Genomic DNA, 14,774 nt, shown 5'->3' on the forward strand with positions numbered 1-14,774 from the left:
AAGGCCTGGAAATCAGCCTAGCAGCTGAGACAGACCAGGCTAGTCGACAGATGTTTCAAATGATCGTCCCCACGCTCTGCGTGGGGATGCAGCCCGGGACGCTCTGCGTCCCCTGCACAGAGGACGCGGAGCGTCCGGTTGAGGCATTCCTTTGCTGCACGCGGGAACGATCAGAGCACGGGAGACAAGTGGTGTTTCGGCTGGCCCCTTCGCGAGCAGGCTCGCTCCCACATTTGGAATGCGTTCCAGGGTGGGAGCGAGCCTGCTCGCGAAGGCGGCCTATCAGGCGACGAAGCTTACGCGCCCGGTACGAAATGCTTCTGCGCCGTGCCACGGGCGATCAGGCGCGAGATGTAGTCGAGCTTCTGCGCATCCTGGTCGACAAAGCGGAAGGTCAGTTGCAGCCAGTCGCTGTCGGCTTTCTGCTCGTGGGCGACGATGGCGTGCAGATAACCATTGAGGCGCGCGATCTCGGCGTTGTCGCCCTGCTCCAGATCGAGCACGGCGCTGTCGAGGATCTGCGGCAGGGTTTCGGTGCGCTTTACTACCAGCAGGGCTTCCTTGATGCTCAAGGCCTTGATCACGCATTGCTGAGTACCGCTCGGCAGGCGCAATTGGCCCTGACCACGACCGCCGACCGGCGCCTTGGATGCACCGGGCGCCTGAACTGGCGGGCTGTTGAGCAAACCGCGCGACGGTGCAGCGGCTGGAGCGGGGGCAGCAGCGGCAGGCCTGGCCGCAGCGCCGCCGACCACGGCCGGCTTGCCGCCGGTCAGTGCGCTCAGGGAATCGTTGCCGAATGCCGAATTCATCTTGGTCGGCGCGCTGTTCATCAAGGTGTCGAGCTTGCCGACCTTGTTCAGTGCCTGCTTGACCTTGGTCAGCAGCTGCTCGTTGGTGAACGGCTTGCTGACGTAACCGGATACGCCGGCCTGAATCGCCTGCACAACGTTTTCCTTGTCGCCACGGCTGGTGACCATGACGAACGGCATGGTCTTGAGGTTGTCCTGCTCGCGGCACCAGGTCAGCAGTTCGAGGCCGGACATTTCCGGCATTTCCCAGTCACACAGCACCAGGTCGAAAGCCTCTTTGGCCAGCATCGCCTGGGCCTTTTTGCCGTTGATGGCGTCCTCGGTGCGGATCCCCGGGAAGTAATTACGCAGGCACTTTTTCACCAGGTCACGAATGAACGAAGCATCGTCCACGACCAACACACTGATCTTGCTCATCCAACACCCCTATTAAAATCCCGGCAAGCATAACGCTGGCTGATGGCACATTGCCAAAACTCTTCAGTCACGCCGGGACTTTTCGTTCGCGGGTGCTGCTTTTTAATTCGCTTTCCGATCCGTATCTGCCTCCGAAAAGCAGAAACAAAAACGCCCGGCCAGAGGGCCGGGCGCTTTTCTCAGGCAATCTTACTTATCGTCAGCTTCGCCCGGAACATTAGCGGTTTCAGCGCTTGTGCCTTCAACTTCTTCTTTCATGCGCTTGAGGCCCATGTGGCGCACGTCGGTGCCGCGCACCAGGTAGATCACCAGTTCAGAGATGTTGCGCGCATGATCGCCGATGCGCTCCAGCGAACGCAGGACCCAGATGATGCTCAGCACCCGCGAGATAGAGCGCGGGTCTTCCATCATGTAGGTGGCCAGCTCACGCAAAGCGGTTTTGTATTCGCGGTCGATGATCTTGTCGTACTGCGCCACCGACAAGGCCAGATCGGCGTCGAAACGGGCGAAGGCGTCCAGCGCATCACGAACCATGTTGCGCACCTGGTCGCCAATGTGACGAACCTCGACGTAACCGCGCGGCGCTTCGCCTTCTTCGCACAACTGGATGGCACGACGGGCAATCTTGGTGGCTTCGTCGCCGATACGCTCAAGGTCGATCACCGACTTGGAAATGCTGATGATCAAGCGCAGGTCCGACGCCGCTGGCTGACGACGGGCGAGAATGCGCAGGCATTCTTCGTCGATATTGCGTTCCATCTGGTTGATCTGGTCGTCGATCTCACGCACCTGCTGAGCCAGGCCGGAATCGGCCTCGATCAGCGCCGTGACCGCGTCGTTGACCTGCTTCTCGACCAGCCCGCCCATGGCAAGGAGATGGCTGCGCACTTCCTCCAGTTCAGCGTTGAACTGCGCGGAAATGTGATGGGTAAGGCCTTCTTTGGAAATCATTGTTCGCTCCGCGAAAGTTGCAAGCTTCAAGCTGCAAGCTTCAAGCAGTTATGTGTAAGTCCTGATATCGCACCAATTCTTTCTTGCCGCTTGAAGCTTGCGGCTTGCAGCTGCCCCAATCAGCCATAGCGACCGGTGATGTAGTCTTCGGTCTGCTTCTTCGCCGGATTGGTGAACAGGGTATCGGTGTCGCCGAATTCCACCAGTTTGCCCATGTACATGAACGCGGTGTAGTCGGACACCCGTGCCGCCTGTTGCATGTTGTGGGTAACGATGACGATGGTGAACTTGGACTTCAGCTCGTAGATCAGCTCTTCGACTTTCAGCGTCGAGATCGGGTCGAGAGCGGAGCACGGTTCGTCGAGCAGCAACACTTCCGGCTCAACCGCGATGGTGCGCGCGATCACCAGACGCTGTTGCTGACCACCGGACAGGCCAAGCGCCGAGTCGTGCAGGCGGTCTTTGACCTCGTCCCACAATGCCGCGCCTTTCAACGCCCACTCAACGGCTTCGTCGAGGATGCGCTTCTTGTTGATGCCCTGGATGCGCAGGCCATAGACCACGTTTTCGTAGATGGTCTTCGGGAACGGGTTGGGCTTCTGGAACACCATGCCGACGCGACGACGCAGTTCGGCCACGTCTTCGCCCTTGCGATAGATGTTGTTGCCGTACAGGTTGATCGCGCCCTCGACACGGCAGCCGTCGACCAGATCGTTCATCCGGTTGAAGGTACGCAGCAGCGTCGACTTACCGCAGCCCGACGGGCCGATGAACGCGGTCACGCGTTGTTTCGGGATGTTCATGCTGACGTCGAACAGTGCCTGTTTCTCGCCGTAGTACAGGCTCAGGCCCGGCACTTCGATGGCAACGGTTTCCTGCGCCAGGTCCAGGCTCTGCTTGTCGCGGCCCAGGGCAGACATGTTGATGCCGTGGCTGTGTGTTTCGTGCTGCATGGGAGGCTCCCTGTGCTAACAAATTCGGTTCGGAACACTGCTTTTGCAGCTTCCATCAATGTTGCGACGGACACAGTTCAATGTGGGAGCGAGCTTGCTCGCGAAGGGGCCAGTGCAGCCGCCAAAAGCTTCGCGAGCAAGCTCGCTCCCACAGGGTTCACGTCGTCCTTAGCTGTCCAGTGCTTTGTATTTTTCGCGCAGGTGGTTGCGGATATACACCGCCGACAGGTTCAGCGTCGCGATCACCAGCACCAGCAGCAGCGCGGTGGCGTACACCAGCGGGCGGGCTGCTTCGACGTTGGGGCTCTGGAAGCCGACGTCATAAATGTGGAAGCCCAGGTGCATGATCTTCTGGTCCAGGTGCAGGTACGGGTAGTTGCCGTCCACCGGCAGCGACGGCGCCAGTTTCACCACACCCACCAGCATCAGCGGCGCCACTTCACCGGCGGCACGGGCCACGGCGAGGATCATCCCGGTCATCATGGCCGGGCTGGCCATCGGGATAACGATTTTCCACAGCGTTTCCGCTTTGGTCGCGCCGAGGGCCAGCGAACCTTCACGCACAGTGCGGGGAATCCGCGCCAGACCTTCTTCGGTCGCCACGATCACCACCGGCACGGCCAGCAGCGCAAGGGTCAGCGAAGCCCAGAGCAGGCCCGGCGTACCGAACGTCGGCGCCGGCAGAGCTTCAGGGAAGAACAAGCGGTCGACCGAGCCACCCAGCACGTAGACGAAGAAGCCCAGACCGAACACGCCGTAAACGATCGCCGGTACGCCGGCGAGGTTGTTCACCGCGATGCGAATCACGCGGGTCAGGGTGTTCTGCTTGGCGTATTCGCGCAGGTACACCGCAGCCAGCACGCCGAACGGGGTGACGATCATCGCCATGATCAGGGTCATCATCACGGTGCCGAAGATCGCCGGGAAGATCCCGCCTTCGGTGTTCGCTTCACGCGGGTCGTCGGAGAGGAATTCCCAGATCTTGCTGAAGTAGAAACCAACCTTGGTCAAGGTGCTCATGCCGTTTGGCTGGTAGGCATGCACGACTTTGCCCAGACCGATTTCGATTTCCTTGCCGTTGGCGTCACGGGCGGTCAAGGCGTCGCGGTTGAACTGAGCATGCAAATCAGACAGACGTGCTTCGATGTCCTTGTAGCGCGCGTCCAGCTCGGCGCGCTCGGATTCCATGTCCGCTTGTGCGGTGGCGTCGAGTTTGCCTTCCAGCTCGAGTTTGCGCCCATGCAATCGGATGCGTTCAAGACCGGCGTTGATCGCGCCGATGTCGGTTTTTTCCAGCGTCTTCAGTTGAGCCGCGAGATCGTTCACCCGATCGATGCGCGCTTGCAGTTCAGGCCATGCGGCCTCGCCCTCGGCGATGACCTTGCCATCCTGTTTGACGTTGACCAGATAGCCGTAGAAGTTGCCCCACTCGCGACGCTCGATCGCCATCAATTCTGGCGGTGTGGTCTGCTTGGTCAGCCACTCGCCGACGATCCACGTGAAGTCGTTGCCGTTCAGGTCACGGTTGCCGACCTTGATCAGCTCGCGGGTCATGAATTCCGGACCTTCGTCCGGCACCGGCAGGCCGGCGCTCTTCAGACGCGCGCGCGGCACTTCTTCTTTTTGCACCACTTCGCCGATCACCAGGTGATTGGCCTGGCCCGGTACGTCGTAATGGGCGTGGATCAGGTCCGCCGGCCAGAAGTGACCGAGACCGCGCACGGCAATCACCGCCAACAGGCCAATGGTCATGATGACCGCGATGGACACCGCGCCACCGCTGATCCAGACGCCCGGGGCGCCGCTCTTGAACCATCCTTTCAGGGAGTTCTGTTTCACAGACTTCTACCTTTGCTTAAAGCGACGAGTATTTCTTGCGCAGACGCTGACGAATCAGTTCTGCCAGGGTGTTCATGACGAAGGTGAACAACAGCAGCACCAGCGCCGAGAGGAACAGCACGCGGTAGTGGCTGCCGCCGACTTCCGACTCGGGCATTTCCACCGCGACGTTGGCGGCCAGGGTGCGCAGGCCTTCGAACAGGTTCATCTCCATGACCGGGGTGTTGCCGGTGGCCATCAGCACGATCATGGTTTCGCCGACCGCACGGCCCATGCCGATCATCAGCGCCGAAAAAATCCCCGGGCTGGCGGTCAGGATCACCACGCGGGTCATGGTCTGCCATGGCGTGGCACCGAGGGCCAGCGAACCCAGGGTCAGACCGCGCGGCACGCTGAACACGGCGTCTTCGGCGATCGAGTAGATGTTCGGGATCACCGCGAAACCCATGGCCAGACCGACCACCAGAGCGTTGCGCTGGTCGTAGGTGATGCCCAGGTCGTGGGAGATCCACATGCGCATGTCGCCACCGAAGAACCAGTTCTCCATGAACGGACTCATGTACAGCGACAGCCAGCCCACAAACAGGATCACCGGAATCAGCAGCGCACTTTCCCAACCGTCCGGGACTTTCAGGCGGATCGATTCGGGCAGGCGGCTGAAGGTGAAACCGGCGACCAGAATGCCGATCGGCAGCAACATCAGCAGGCTGAAGATGCCCGGCAGATGGCCTTCTACGTACGGCGCGAGGAACAGGCCGGCGAAGAAACCGAGGATCACCGTCGGCATCGCTTCCATCAGCTCGATCACCGGTTTGACCTTGCGGCGCATGCCCGGGGCCATGAAGTACGCAGTGTAGATCGCCGCGGCGACGGCCAGTGGCGCGGCCAGTAGCATGGCGTAGAACGCGGCTTTCAGGGTGCCGAAGGTCAGCGGCGAGAGGCTCAGTTTCGGTTCGAAATCGGTGTTGGCCGCCGTCGATTGCCAGACGTATTTAGGCTCGTCGTAGTTCTCGTACCAGACCTTGCTCCACAGCGCGCTCCACGATACTTCCGGGTGCGGATTGTCGAGCAGCAACGGCTGCAGCTTGCCGCCGGCTTCGACGATCACTCGGTTGGCGCGCGGCGACAGACCGAACAGGCCCTGGCCTTCAACCACCTGATCGACCAGCAACGTGCGGTGTGCAGTGCTGTGGAACACGCCGAGCTTGCCGCTGGCATCAAGGGCGAGGAAGCCTTTGCGGCGCTCTTCGGCAGCGATTTCAACGATCGGCGTGGTGCCCATCTGGAAGGTGCGGATCTGCTTCAGACGCTGCTCGCCATCGGTATCGCGGGCCATGAACCACTGGGCCAGACCGCCCTTGGAATCGCCGACGATCAGCGAGATACCGCCGACCAGCTGCGCGGTGGCGGTGACTTGCGCGTCAGCATTTTCCAGCAGTTTGTAGCGCCCGTTGAGGCTCTTGTCGCGCAGGCTGAACACGTCGACCTGGGCACGACCGTTGACCACGTACAGCCACTGCTGGCGCGGGTCGACGAAGATGTTTTTCACCGGCTCGGTCATCTGCGGCAGATCGATACGCGTCTGCTCGTTGGTGACTTCGCCGGTCATCATGTTTTCTTCGCTGGTCAGCGACAGCACATTGAGTTGCGAGCCGGTGGAGCCGACCAGCATCAGCGTCGAGTCGGTGGCGTTGAGGCTGACATGCTCCAGCGCGCCGCCGCTTTCGTTCAGCGCAATTGGCGCCTCCCCATAGGGATATTCGATGGCCGGGCTGATGGTTTTCTTGCCATCGGGGTAGCTGACTTTATAGGTATGACGGAACACCAGCGCCTGACCGTTGGACAGCCCCACGGCCACCAGCGGATGACCCGGCTGGTCTTCGCCGATAGATGTCACGGTGGCGCCCGCAGGCAGCGGCAGATCGACACGCCTCAATTCAGCGCCACTGTCGAGATCGAAGAACAGCGCCTGGCCCTTGTCGGATACACGCATGGCCACCTGATTCTGCTCTTCGAGCGAGATCATCAGCGGCTTGCCGGCGTCCTGCATCCAGGCCGGGGTGATCGAGTCTTTCGCGGTCAGGTCGGCGCCTTGAAACAGTGGCGCAACGACGTAGGCGAGGAAGAAGAAGATCAGGGTGATGGCCGCGAGCACCGCCAGGCCGCCGACGAGGACGTACCAACGGGTGAAGCGATCCTTGAGCGCGCGGATGCGGCGTTTGCGTTGCAGCTCAGGCGTATTGAAATCAATGCGCTTGGGAGGGGAAGACGTAGTCATTGGGGAATTGGCCAGATCATTCATGCGCACACCCTAGCGATCCTGTATGACAGAAAGATGACAGTGCAGTGACGCAGCAAATCCGCCAGCCGGAAGTCCGGCAGCGGAGTCGAAAATTTGGTGGTTGCAGGAGCGCGTCTGCTCGCCAAGGCGTCGGGTCAGTCACATCGATAGAGCATGTGACCACCCCTTCGCGAGCAGGCTCGCTCCCACAGGAGTCCGGCTTCAGGCCGGCCTCAGGGTGTTACTTCTTGGCGACAGCGCCGCCTTCCTGCAGACCGAGGTCAGCCAGTGCCTTGGCAGCAACCTTGGCTGGCAGCGGGATGTAGCCGTCTTTCACTACCACTTCCTGGCCCTGCTTCGACAGCACCAGCTTCACGAACTCGGCTTCCAGCGGGGCCAGAGGCTTGTTCGGGGCTTTGTTGACGTAAACGTAGAGGAAGCGCGACAGCGGATACTTGCCGTTCAGGGCGTTTTCTTCGGTGTCTTCGATGAACTCGCCGCCTTCTTTCTTGGCCAGGGCGACGGTTTTCACGCTGGCGGTCTTGTAGCCGATGCCCGAGTAGCCGACACCGTTAAGCGAGCTGCTGATCGACTGCACCACCGACGCCGAACCTGGTTGTTCGTTGACGTTAGGCTTGTAGTCGCCTTTGCACAGGGCTTCTTCCTTGAAGTAGCCGTAGGTGCCGGACACCGAGTTACGGCCAAACAGCTGGACTGGCTTGTTGGCCAGGTCACCGGTCACGCCCAGGTCGCCCCAGGTCTTGACGTCAGCTTTGGCACCGCACAGACGCGTCGAGGAGAAGATCGCATCGACCTGAGCCATGGTCAGGTGCTTGATCGGGTTGTCCTTGTGCACGAACACCGCCAGGGCATCGACGGCAACCGGGATTGCGGTCGGCTTGTAGCCGTACTTCTGTTCGAAAGCCTGCAGCTCGTTGTCCTTCATCTTGCGGCTCATCGGGCCCAGGTTGGCGGTGCCTTCGGTGAGTGCAGGTGGCGCGGTGGAAGAACCGGCAGCCTGAATCTGGATGTTGACGTTCGGGTATTCTTTTTTGTAGTTCTCAGCCCACAGGGTCATGAGGTTGGCCAGGGTATCGGAACCGACGCTGGACAGGTTGCCCGACACACCAGTGGTCTTGGTGTAGCTCGGGATAGCAGGGTCAACAGCGGCGAACGCGTTGGCAGTCGCAACGCCAGCAGCGACAAAAGTCATTGCCGCCATCAAACGCTTCAGTTTCATGCCTTACTCCTAGCAGATAGGGTGTGTTAAGTCGGGGCCAAGTATCAGCAGGCCATGTGAACACTCTATGGCTGAAATATGACAATTGGATGAAAGGCCAGCATGTCGCGACAGATCGTTCCCGCGCTCTGCGTGGGAACGCCGCCATGGACGCTCTGCGTCCGCATTTGAGACGTGACGCGGAGCGTCACAGGATGCATTCCCACGCGGAGCGTGGGAACGATCAGGCGGGAGAGAAAATCAACGCCCCTTCTTCCACAGCCACGCACCTACCACAATCCCCATCCCGCACAGCACCGCTACATAGTAAGCAGGCCCCATCGCGCTTTCCTTCAGCAGCAGACTGACCACCATTGGCGTCAACCCGCCGAAGATCGCGTAAGCCACGTTGTACGAGAACGACAAGCCACTGAAGCGAACCACCGGCGGGAACGCCTTCACCATCACGTACGGCACCGCGCCGATGGTGCCGACCAGCAAACCGGTCAATGCGTACAGCGGGAACAGCCAGTCCGGGTGGTCGGCGAGGCTGTGGTAGAAGGTCCAGGAGCTGATCAGCAGACCGAGGCAGCCAAAGACGAAGACGCGACCGGCGCCGAAGCGATCGGCCAGCGCGCCGGCGCCAATGCAGCCGAGGCTGAGGAAGACGATGGCCAGGCTGTTGGCTTGCAGCGCGGTGGTTGGCGAGAAGTGGTAGACCGTTTGCAGCACGGTCGGGGTCATCAGGATCACTACGACGACGCCGGCCGACAGCAGCCAGGTCAGCAGCATCGAAATGGCGATGGCGCCGCGATGATCACGCAGCACCGCGCGCAACGGCACTTCTTCGGCCAGTGCCTTGCGCAGTTGCAGTTCGGCGAACACCGGAGTTTCGTGCAGCCAGCGGCGCAGGTACACAGAGAACAGGCCGAACACGCCGCCGAGCAGGAACGGGATCCGCCAGGCGTAATCCGACACTTCGGCTGGCGTATAAATGCTGTTGATCGCCGTGGCGACCAGCGAGCCGAGGAGGATGCCGGCAGTCAGCCCGCTGGTGAGCGTGCCGCAGGCATAACCGATGTGCTTTTGCGGTACGTGTTCGGAAACGAAGACCCACGCCCCCGGCACCTCACCGCCAATCGCCGCGCCCTGGATCACCCGCATCAGCAGCAACAGGATCGGCGCCCAGATGCCGATCTGCGCGTAGGTCGGCAGCAGGCCCATGATCAGGGTCGGCACGGCCATCATGAAAATGCTCAGGGTGAACATCTTCTTGCGCCCCAGCAGGTCACCGAAGTGCGCCATGACGATGCCGCCCAAAGGACGCGCCAGATAGCCGGCGGCGAAGATGCCGAACGTTTGCATCAAGCGCAGCCACTCGGGCATGTCGGCCGGGAAAAACAGCTTGCCGACGACGGTGGCGAAGAAGACGAAGATGATGAAATCGTAGAACTCCAGCGCCCCGCCGAGGGCGGACAGCGACAGAGTCTTGTAGTCATTGCGGGTCAACGGTCGTGCGGGTTGCTCGGGCTGCGCGAGGCTCGAAGGCGCTGTGGTCATGGCAAGGGCTTCTCTTATAGTCGAATCTGTCGCCACAACAACGCTGGCGGTGGCTCGGACAGGTTCGGCACCATAGCAAATTGTTCGAAAAAGCACATAGAGGCGCGTAATTGACGGTCGAAATCAGAACCGGGTGGTCGTCGCGGGGTCTATCGACCGATATACTCGCCACCTGCGCAGGATTTGTAAGAGGTTGCTGTGCGAAAACGTTGTTGGCCCGTCCTTTGCTCGGGATTTAGCCTTTTTCGCAGAGTTTCCCTTTAGGCGCCTGATGGAAAACGTGACGAACGCAGTGTGTTCGGTGTTGAATCGTTTTTCTTGAAGACGGCTACCACCCGCAATACCCACGAAGAGTCACGGGTCAGAGGCCCCTCGGCATGATAGAGCTCGAACAAGAAGATCCGATCCCACAGGGCGACCTGGCCCTGCAAATCACCGCACTCCCGCGCGAAACCAACGGCTTCGGCGATATTTTCGGCGGCTGGCTGGTCGCGCAGATGGATCTGGCCGGCACCGCCATGGCCAGCCGGGTGGCCGGTGGCCGCGTTGCCACTGTCGCCATCGACCGCATGGCGTTTCTCGTCCCGGTCGCGGTCGGCGCGCAATTGTCCTTTTATACCCAGACCCTGGAAATCGGCCGCAGCTCGATCCAGATGATGGTCGAAGTGTGGAGCGATGACCCACTCTCCAGCGAATGGCGCAAGGTCACCGAAGCGGTTTTCGTTTTCGTCGCCATCGACGGCAGCGGTCGCACCCGTTCGGTGCCGCCACGCGCGCGTTAAACCTCGCGGCCGTTTTGCGGTCGATAGTCGTCCCCAGTGTCTGATCGAGAGTTGCCCATGAACACGCCCAACGTTGAAGCCGTGAAACAGGATGAACTGAACTGCTGGCGCATCCGCCACGGCAAGGCCGAAGTGCTGGTGGCCCAGCAAGGCGCGCACATCCTCAGTTATCAGATCGACGGCCAGCCGCCGATCATCTGGCTCAACGACAAGGCCGAGTTCAAGACCGGCAAAAGCATCCGCGCCGGCGTGCCGGTGTGCTGGCCATGGTTCGGCAAATTCGAACGCAACCCGAGCAGCGTGCAGGCCATGTACACCGGCGCGCAACCGGCCCCCGCGCACGGTCTGGTGCGGGCGATGGATTGGCAGTTGGGCAACATCGAATCAGAGGCTGACGGCATCAAGGTCGAGTTCAAGCTGCCCTACCCCGAAGGAGGTTTGCCGGGCTGGCCCCACGAGGTCGATCTGACCCTGACCCTGCATCTGGCGGATCAACTGCATTACAGCCTGACCAGTCATAACCGTGGTACTGACACCGTCACGCTGAGTCAGGCGCTGCACACCTATTTCGCCGTGAGTGACGTGCGTAATGTGCATGTCGACGGCGTGGCCGGGCTGAATTATATCGAGACCCTGGATGACTGGAACACGGCCAGCCAGAGCGGCGATCTGCATTTCGCCGGCGAGACCGACCGCATCTACCTCGACGTTCCGCCGCAATTGAGCATCGTTGATCCAACCTGGGAACGACGCATCGTGCTGACCTCCACCGGCTCGCGCACGGCGGTGATCTGGAACCCATGGATCGACCGCGCCGCCGCCCTGCCGGACATGGACAACGATGGCTGGCAGCGCATGCTGTGCATAGAAACGGCGAATGTGATGGATGATCTGGTGACCCTGGCGCCGGGGGCGCGCCATACGATGGGTGTCAGCGTGGCCAGCAAACCGCTCTAAGCAACACCCGATAAAACTGTGGGAGCGAGCTTGCTCGCGAAAGCGTCGTATCAGTCAACATCAATGTGACTGAGAGACAGCATTCGCGAGCAAGCTCGCTCCCACAGTTGTTTTGTATCGGTCCTACAGATCAGATTCCTGCACCACCCGCACTTTCTCCGCCTCCAGCGCATACGCCGCATCCGCCAGGTCATTGCTGACCTTCTCGATCTTCAGCGTGCCGGTCACCCACAGCGGTGTGTAGATGTCCTCCAGCTTCAACCCTTTCGGATACCGCACCAGCACCAGTTGATTCGGCGGTGGTGGCGGTACGTGGATGCAGGCGCCCGGATAGGGCACAAGGAAGAACAGCGTGCTACGGCCCTTGGCGTCGGATTCCAGCGGCACCGGGTAACCACCGATGCGGATGTGTTTGTCATTCATCGACGCCACGGTTTTCGTCGAATACATCACCGCTGGCAGACCTTTGGCCTGCTTCATCCCGCCTTTCTCGGTGAAGGTGCCGGTGGCTTCGGGGGTGTTGTGGTCGATTTCCGGCATGGCCTCGAGGGCCTTTTGATCCGACTTGGGCATCAGTTCCAGCCAGTCGGTTTCCGGCAGTTCGCCGGCGTGGGCGAGATAGCTGCCCAGCAAGAGGAGAGTCAACAGAAGACGGCGCATGAAGGTGCTCGGCAGGCAAAGGAATGGACGGTGAGTCGCCGCGCATTCTAGCCCTCCCGGCCGCGCGGGCCGAGAGGGCTTGGTCGCTTTCGATCAGTTCTTTTTGATCAGACCGTAGATCACCAGCAACACGACAGCGCCGACCAGTGCGCCGAGGAAACCCGCGCCCTCGCCCGCCTGATAGATGCCCAGAGCCTGGCCGCCGTAGGTGGCTGCCAGCGAACCGCCGATACCGAGCAGGATGGTCATGATCCAACCCATGCTGTCATCGCCCGGTTTCAGGAACCGAGCCAGCAGGCCGACGATCAAGCCGATAAAGATGGTTCCGATAATTCCCATGGCATTTCCCTCTGATTTGGTAGATATGCCAAAGCCTAGACAGACTTTGGCATCCTGCCATGAGAGAACGGCGGCCCCTGAATGGTTCCGCCGCGGCCACATGAAACTGGTTTACTCGGCGATCAGCGCTTGGACCTTGATGATCTGCGCCTGCAGCGTGGCCATGTCGGCGCAGCGCAGGTTGGCGTGGCCGACCTTGCGTCCGGCCTTGAAAGCTTTGCCGTAGTGATGCAGATGGCAGTCTTCGATGGCGATGACTTTCTCCACCGGCGGCACTACGCCGATGAAGTTGAGCATCGCGCTCTCGCCGACCTTGGCGGTCGAACCCAGCGGCAGGCCGGCCACGGCACGCAGGTGGTTTTCGAACTGGCTGCACTCGGCACCTTCGGTGGTCCAGTGCCCGGAGTTGTGCACGCGCGGGGCGATTTCGTTGGCTTTCAGGCCACCGTCGACTTCGAAGAACTCGAAAGCCATCACGCCGACGTAGTCGAGGTGCTTGAGCACACGGCTGGAATAATCTTCCGCCAGCGCCTGCAACGGGTGATCGGTGCTGGCCACCGACAGCTTGAGGATGCCGCTGTCGTGGGTGTTGTGCACCAGTGGATAGAACTTCGTTTCGCCATCGCGGGCACGCACGGCGATCAGCGACACTTCGCCGGTGAATGGCACGAAGCCTTCCAGCAGGCAGGCAACGCTGCCCAGTTCGGCGAACGTACCGGCAACATCTTCCGGCTTGCGCAGGACTTTCTGGCCCTTGCCGTCATAACCCAGGGTGCGGGTTTTCAGCACGGCCGGCAGACCGATGGAAGCGACGGCGGCGTCCAGGTCGGCTTGCGACTGGATGTCGGCAAAGGCCGGGGTCGGAATGCCGAGGTCCTTGAACATGCTCTTTTCGAACCAGCGATCACGAGCGATGCGCAGGGCTTCGGCGCTCGGGTAGACCGGCACGAATTGCGAGAGAAATGCCACGGTTTCGGCCGGGACGCTTTCGAATTCGAAGGTCACCAGATCGACTTCATCGGCCAGCTGGCGCAGATGATCCTGATCGCCGTAATCGGCCCGCAGGTGTTCGCCCAACGCAGCGGCGCAAGCGTCCGGCGCAGGGTCGAGAAAAGCGAAGTTCATCCCCAGCGGAGTCCCCGCCAGGGCCAACATGCGACCCAACTGGCCGCCACCGATTACACCGATCTTCATCTCAACAACCTCAGGCAATACGTGGGTCTGGATTGTCCAGGACGCTGTCTGTCTGCTCGGCACGGAAGGTTTTCAGTACCGCGTGAAATTGCGGGTGCTTGGCGCCGAGGATGCTCGCCGAGAGCAGGGCGGCGTTGATTGCGCCAGCCTTGCCGATGGCCAGGGTGGCAACCGGAATGCCGGCCGGCATCTGCACGATCGACAGCAGCGAATCGACGCCCGAGAGCATGGCCGACTGCACCGGCACGCCCAGCACCGGCAGGTGGGTCTTGGCCGCACACATGCCTGGCAAGTGGGCGGCGCCACCGGCACCGGCGATGATCACCTCGATGCCGCGGCCTTCAGCCTCTTCGGCGTACTGGAACAGCAGATCCGGGGTGCGGTGGGCGGAAACCACCTTGACCTCGTACGGGATGCCGAGCTTTTCCAGCATATCGGCGGTGTGGCTAAGGGTGGACCAATCGGACTTGGAGCCCATGATCACGCCAACCAGTGCACTCATCGTCGCGCCTCTTCTCTCTGGAGCGCCCGCGGGCGCGTCATAAAACAACAAGCCACGCAGGTTGCGTGGCTTGATTGTACGAAAAATGGCCGGACGTGCCGGCCGAAGGCCGCGCAGTATACCGCAAAGAAAGCAATAAACAGCCCCCGAAACGACCATCTGTCAAATGAGCGAAACGCCCGGTTTTATTGACCTTGAGGTCAGCGAAAGAACAGCGCAAAAATCCCCCTGTGGGAGCGAGCCTGCTCGCGAAAGCGTTGTGTCAGACGATACCTCAGGGCCTGACACTGCGCATTCGCGAGCAGGCT

13 protein-coding genes are annotated in these 14,774 nt (G+C 61.0%); 2 read left to right on the forward strand and 11 right to left on the reverse strand.

The features are described from left to right. Positions 1-296 precede the first annotated feature (296 nt). The 7 genes from QMX86_RS02340 to QMX86_RS02370 form a co-directional block, all read right to left on the reverse strand. The gene (locus QMX86_RS02340; RefSeq protein WP_041476598.1) at positions 297-1,229 is read right to left on the reverse strand and encodes a response regulator; all 933 of its coding nucleotides are present in this window, start codon (positions 1,227-1,229) and stop codon (positions 297-299) included. Positions 1,230-1,418: 189 nt separating this feature from the next. Next, complete coding sequence (phoU, locus tag QMX86_RS02345) at positions 1,419-2,180, reverse strand: phosphate signaling complex protein PhoU (RefSeq protein ID WP_016772483.1); 762 nt, start codon at positions 2,178-2,180, stop codon at positions 1,419-1,421. A 119-nt stretch (positions 2,181-2,299) separates the two neighbouring features. Beyond that, positions 2,300-3,133: a phosphate ABC transporter ATP-binding protein PstB gene (pstB, locus tag QMX86_RS02350; protein WP_016772482.1), complete on the reverse strand. Its 834-nt coding sequence runs from the start codon at positions 3,131-3,133 to the stop codon at positions 2,300-2,302. Positions 3,134-3,301: 168 nt separating this feature from the next. Next, complete coding sequence (pstA, locus tag QMX86_RS02355) at positions 3,302-4,972, reverse strand: phosphate ABC transporter permease PstA (RefSeq protein ID WP_016772481.1); 1,671 nt, start codon at positions 4,970-4,972, stop codon at positions 3,302-3,304. A 16-nt stretch (positions 4,973-4,988) separates the two neighbouring features. After that, the gene (locus QMX86_RS02360) at positions 4,989-7,274 is read right to left on the reverse strand and encodes an ABC transporter permease subunit (protein ID WP_282387077.1); all 2,286 of its coding nucleotides are present in this window, start codon (positions 7,272-7,274) and stop codon (positions 4,989-4,991) included. A 220-nt stretch (positions 7,275-7,494) separates the two neighbouring features. Further along, entirely contained in the window at positions 7,495-8,493 is a 999-nt protein-coding gene (locus QMX86_RS02365; RefSeq protein ID WP_016772480.1) for a phosphate ABC transporter substrate-binding protein PstS, read from the reverse strand. A 240-nt stretch (positions 8,494-8,733) separates the two neighbouring features. Further along, on the reverse strand, positions 8,734-10,032 hold the full coding sequence (locus QMX86_RS02370) for an MFS transporter (RefSeq protein WP_073470879.1): 1,299 nt from the start codon (positions 10,030-10,032) through the stop codon (positions 8,734-8,736). Between the two features lie 377 nt (positions 10,033-10,409). Here QMX86_RS02370 and QMX86_RS02375 point away from each other — a divergent pair, with 377 nt between their 5' ends. After that, a complete protein-coding gene (locus QMX86_RS02375; RefSeq protein ID WP_003229628.1) occupies positions 10,410-10,814 on the forward strand; it encodes an acyl-CoA thioesterase in 405 nt (134 codons plus the stop codon). Positions 10,815-10,871: 57 nt separating this feature from the next. After that, the gene (locus tag QMX86_RS02380) at positions 10,872-11,771 is read left to right on the forward strand and encodes a D-hexose-6-phosphate mutarotase (RefSeq protein ID WP_282387076.1); all 900 of its coding nucleotides are present in this window, start codon (positions 10,872-10,874) and stop codon (positions 11,769-11,771) included. Positions 11,772-11,894: 123 nt separating this feature from the next. Here QMX86_RS02380 and QMX86_RS02385 read toward each other — a convergent pair whose 3' ends face one another. The 4 genes from QMX86_RS02385 to purE all read right to left on the reverse strand — a co-directional run bounded on the left by QMX86_RS02385 (position 11,895) and on the right by purE (position 14,466). Then, positions 11,895-12,431 carry a DUF3299 domain-containing protein gene (locus QMX86_RS02385; RefSeq protein ID WP_282387784.1) on the reverse strand — a complete coding sequence of 179 codons (537 nt, stop codon included), beginning with the start codon at positions 12,429-12,431 and terminating at the stop codon, positions 11,895-11,897. 93 nt (positions 12,432-12,524) lie between these two features. Next, positions 12,525-12,770, reverse strand: a complete 246-nt coding sequence (locus QMX86_RS02390) for a GlsB/YeaQ/YmgE family stress response membrane protein (RefSeq protein ID WP_016772475.1) — start codon at positions 12,768-12,770, stop codon at positions 12,525-12,527. A 111-nt stretch (positions 12,771-12,881) separates the two neighbouring features. Next, on the reverse strand, positions 12,882-13,964 hold the full coding sequence (locus QMX86_RS02395; RefSeq protein WP_073470876.1) for a 5-(carboxyamino)imidazole ribonucleotide synthase: 1,083 nt from the start codon (positions 13,962-13,964) through the stop codon (positions 12,882-12,884). 10 nt (positions 13,965-13,974) lie between these two features. Then, positions 13,975-14,466, reverse strand: a complete 492-nt coding sequence (purE, locus tag QMX86_RS02400) for a 5-(carboxyamino)imidazole ribonucleotide mutase (RefSeq protein WP_007954291.1) — start codon at positions 14,464-14,466, stop codon at positions 13,975-13,977. Between the last annotated feature and the right edge of the window lie 308 nt (positions 14,467-14,774).

The organism is Pseudomonas sp. PS01270 (assembly GCF_029959775.1).
GTDB classification, from domain to species: Bacteria; Pseudomonadota; Gammaproteobacteria; order Pseudomonadales; family Pseudomonadaceae; genus Aquipseudomonas; species Aquipseudomonas atacamensis.

What these genes read in the sequence shown, in the direction of transcription:
- QMX86_RS02340 (WP_041476598.1), bottom strand. Translation starts at nt 1,229, where the DNA reads ATGAGCAAGATCAGTGTGTTGGTCGTGGACGATGCTTCGTTCATTCGT.
- phoU (WP_016772483.1), bottom strand. Translation starts at nt 2,180, where the DNA reads ATGATTTCCAAAGAAGGCCTTACCCATCACATTTCCGCGCAGTTCAAC.
- pstB (WP_016772482.1), bottom strand. Translation starts at nt 3,133, where the DNA reads ATGCAGCACGAAACACACAGCCACGGCATCAACATGTCTGCCCTGGGC.
- QMX86_RS02360 (WP_282387077.1), bottom strand. Translation starts at nt 7,274, where the DNA reads ATGAATGATCTGGCCAATTCCCCAATGACTACGTCTTCCCCTCCCAAG.
- QMX86_RS02365 (WP_016772480.1), bottom strand. Translation starts at nt 8,493, where the DNA reads ATGAAACTGAAGCGTTTGATGGCGGCAATGACTTTTGTCGCTGCTGGC.
- QMX86_RS02370 (WP_073470879.1), bottom strand. Translation starts at nt 10,032, where the DNA reads ATGACCACAGCGCCTTCGAGCCTCGCGCAGCCCGAGCAACCCGCACGA.
- QMX86_RS02375 (WP_003229628.1), top strand. Translation starts at nt 10,410, where the DNA reads ATGATAGAGCTCGAACAAGAAGATCCGATCCCACAGGGCGACCTGGCC.
- QMX86_RS02380 (WP_282387076.1), top strand. Translation starts at nt 10,872, where the DNA reads ATGAACACGCCCAACGTTGAAGCCGTGAAACAGGATGAACTGAACTGC.
- QMX86_RS02385 (WP_282387784.1), bottom strand. Translation starts at nt 12,431, where the DNA reads ATGCGCCGTCTTCTGTTGACTCTCCTCTTGCTGGGCAGCTATCTCGCC.
- QMX86_RS02390 (WP_016772475.1), bottom strand. Translation starts at nt 12,770, where the DNA reads ATGGGAATTATCGGAACCATCTTTATCGGCTTGATCGTCGGCCTGCTG.
- QMX86_RS02395 (WP_073470876.1), bottom strand. Translation starts at nt 13,964, where the DNA reads ATGAAGATCGGTGTAATCGGTGGCGGCCAGTTGGGTCGCATGTTGGCC.
- purE (WP_007954291.1), bottom strand. Translation starts at nt 14,466, where the DNA reads ATGAGTGCACTGGTTGGCGTGATCATGGGCTCCAAGTCCGATTGGTCC.